This is a genomic window from Butyrivibrio sp. WCD2001 (assembly GCF_000424485.1).
Taxonomy (GTDB): Bacteria; Bacillota; Clostridia; order Lachnospirales; family Lachnospiraceae; genus Butyrivibrio.
On sequence record NZ_AUJZ01000046.1, the window covers coordinates 1 to 3,510 of the forward strand.

The 3,510-nt window shown below is 42.8% G+C and carries 2 protein-coding genes; both read right to left on the reverse strand.

From position 1 onward, the window contains the following. Positions 1-2,283, reverse strand: a 2,283-nt coding sequence (locus G630_RS23925) for a phage tail tape measure protein (protein ID WP_081668045.1), incomplete at its 3' end; no start/stop codon positions are given. 77 nt (positions 2,284-2,360) lie between these two features. Further along, entirely contained in the window at positions 2,361-3,248 is an 888-nt protein-coding gene (locus G630_RS25530; RefSeq protein ID WP_026499359.1) for a YARHG domain-containing protein, read from the reverse strand. Positions 3,249-3,510: the final 262 nt, after the last annotated feature.

Here is a 3,510-nt window from a genome sequence, read left to right on the forward strand (position 1 = left end):
CCCTGCCACAGCATTCAGTGCATCAGAAACAAGTGTCTTTACATCCTCGAGTTTTTCATGAAATTTGCTTCTAAGATTCTCCAATGCTTCCTGTGCCTTCTCTGGGATATGGGCGAGTTCTTCCCTAAACTTGCTCGTCAGCTCCTGAAGTTTTCCTCCAGACAGGGTATTTATCAACTGAAATCCCGTGCGGTACTTCTCAGTCATGACAGTCCATATGGCTGCTGCAGTTCCTTTGATGCCTCCGCCATGTGATTCATAAGCACTCTTTACTTCATTGAGTTTTCCTTTCACCACGTTCAATATCGCATTCTGGGCAGTCGATGTGGCGCTCTTTACATTGTTCCACACGCTTGAGCATTTCTCTTTGACATTGTTCATGGCATTGGAGACGCTGTTCTTCACATTGTCAAATGCCTGCTTCGTGCTCTCCTTAATGGAGTTCCACTTCTCAGAAAGTTTTCCCGCCAGTTCCTGTGCCTTTGCTTTTATGGTGTCCCAGTTCTTATATAGAAGGACACCTACTGCCACTAAGGCTGCTATCACAGCTGCTGCAATAAGGACCGGCGGCGAAAGTGCTCCTATTGCACCGATCAGTGTACCGCCTATAGAGATGACTGATCCTATTGCTGAAACTATCGTTCCTATGCTTGAAATCACTGTACCTACAACTACCAGTACCGGTCCCACAGCTGCAGCAACAGCTGCTATCTGAACTATGATCTTCTGCTGTTCCGGAGAGAGTGCTGCCATCTTTGCGGAAAGTTCCTGAAGGAATCCTATGCCCTGCTGAAGATATGGAAGCAGGACTGTTCCAAAACTTATGCCGACATTCACAAGGCCGCTCTTTAACTGTTCTATCTGAGATGCTGTTGTTCCATATCTCTTCTCCGCCTCTGCCTGCAATGCCGTATTCTCATTAAAAGCTGAATTTGCTGTATTCACAGCCTGCCCCGTCATATCATAGGCAAGGGCAAGTGACTGCAGCATGTTGGACTGCCTTATTCCCGTCATTCCAAGATCATCAAGTGCAACAAGTGCGCTCTCTCCATTCTCACCCATCACACCGAGTGCTCTTATGAATTCCTCCGTAAGTTCTCCGGCTCCGCCTTCCTCCTTCCATAATTCCCTGAATCCTTCAGCGGTATATCCCGTGATACCTGCTATGGTCTCAAGGGAAGATGCCCACTTGCCATTTGCATCGCCTGCAGTTCCGGCAAGTTCCACTGCTTTTGAAATAGTTGTAAGCGTCTGGCTCATAGCGGTACCGCCAGCCTCAGCCTGTATGCCTACAGAAGTCATTGCAGCAGAAAGTCCGAGGATTTCTGTTTCGGAAAGACCAGCTATGGTTCCTGCCGATGCGAGCCTTGTTGCCATGTTCACTATCTCGGATTCTGTTGTCGCATAATTATTCCCAAGGTCTACGATAACGGATCCGAGCCTGTCCATATCATCAAGTGACGTTCCTGTTATATTCGCAAACCTTGCAAGCGCTGTTGCTGCTTCATCAGCTGAGAGGTTTGTAGTATCTCCCAGCATTATCATCGTCTTTGTAAAATCAACTATATGATCAGCGCCGACACCGAGCTGACCTGCTGCCTCCATTACTCCGGCAATGTCGCTCTGTGAAGAAGCTGTCACTGTGGCCATCTCCTGTATGGCTTTTGACAGGTCTTCATATGATGTGGTCGCTGTTTCATCCACTGTCTTCTTTACTCCGGTGAAAGCATCCTCAAAATCAATGGCGCTCTTTGCTGCTGCCGCACCGAGACCGAGTATCGGAGTGGTCACCTTCTTGGTGAGGTCACCGCCGACATCCTTTATTTTGTCTCCCGTCGCTTTTATCTTTTCACCGGAATCCTTGAGGCTGTCCCCAAGAGCTTTCATCTTATCGCCCATAGCACTAAAAGAGGATGCCGAGGAATCAAGTGATCCCGCAGCATCCTTCAGTTCATTGAGCTTTATTGTTGTGGCTTCGATTTCCCTTCTCAGATTCTTCGCCTGATCAGAATTTTTATCAAAACCATCTGTGTTCTTAAGCTGTTCATAGGCTTCTTTCTCAGCCTTTAGCTTTTCTTCTGTATCCGCTATCGCTTTTGACAGGTATCCCTGCTTTTGCGATAAAAGTTCTGTATTCCCAGGATCCAGTTTCAGGAGCTTATTGACATCCGTAAGGCACCCTTGGGTAGTTCTTATGCTTTTGTTTACACTCTCAAGTGCTTTTGAGAGCTTTGTGGTATCACCGCCAATCTCGACTGTGATACCTTTTATTCTATCTGCCATGCCAGCTCCTTTTTATGCATGAAAAAGGCACCAGACTTTAAAGCCTGATGCCTTCATCGCGGTTCTATGTATAACTACTATTTTCTTGAGTTTTCTTCTGCAGCTATCGCATCACGATTAGCTTTTTCATATGCATTTAACATTGAATCACCCATTGCATTGAATTCATCAGGTGTATAACGTGGTGAATACCAAGATTTGCTGTTAAAGTAGTTCTGTAAATCAGCAGAATTAAACATTCTTCCGTGCCTAGCATAAATCTCATTTCTTGCAATACGCAGTTCCTCATTAGTTAGGCTGTGTATGTATGATTTATCAATATATGAACTATCTGAGCCGTATAAAACATATTCATCATAGTCTCCGGTATCACCCGGATCACCATATCCATAATCGTACGCATAATAGTTGTCATCATAACTATAGTTACTCGGATTAGCATGCGAATGAGCACTAAGCATAATGCTTTCCCAGTCTCCTATCGGATCACTAGATAGCTGGTCATAGTAAACTTCAATCACTGGATGTTCAACAGGATCCTGTTTATCTGTGTATGGATTAGTAGAATAATAAGTTTCAACACCAACATACTTCCCATAAATTATTAGCATATCATTTTCTACCCATGACATACTCTTATCCTGCTTCTTATTAACAAGAATGAATTCCTCATCCCAATTCCAGCTCATATTGTCTCTGTATGATTCATCATAATAAATTATTGCACCCTGAAATTTCATATTGTCAGAGTTTCCAACTGGAGATCCCAATCTTATAGGTAGGCAAACATATTCACCAGTCCTATCCCTATATCTCATAGCATCCATATAATTAAAATATGCATCTGCGCTAGAGGCGATTGAATCTTTTGAAATATCCGCAGCGTCAGCATGAATACAAGTACTACATATAATTAACAATATTACAAAATGGAATATCGCAAAAAAAGATAATCTCTTCTTCATAAAAGCACCATCCTTTCAGCCAACATTACTTCATCATTATTGTATAAATCGATGGTTGAATATTCTATTAAATACAAATTAAATAAAGAGTACTATGAATTTATTTTTCACAATCCTTACTACTACCTGATTATTAATTTCAAAATCTGTCGAAATCTTCTTGCGTAGGAAGAAAATCATATTCCTCATGATCATTGGCGTTTTCAGTTATCATATCAAACACCATGCCGATATCGAGGTTATCAAGCTCAGATAGAGAAAG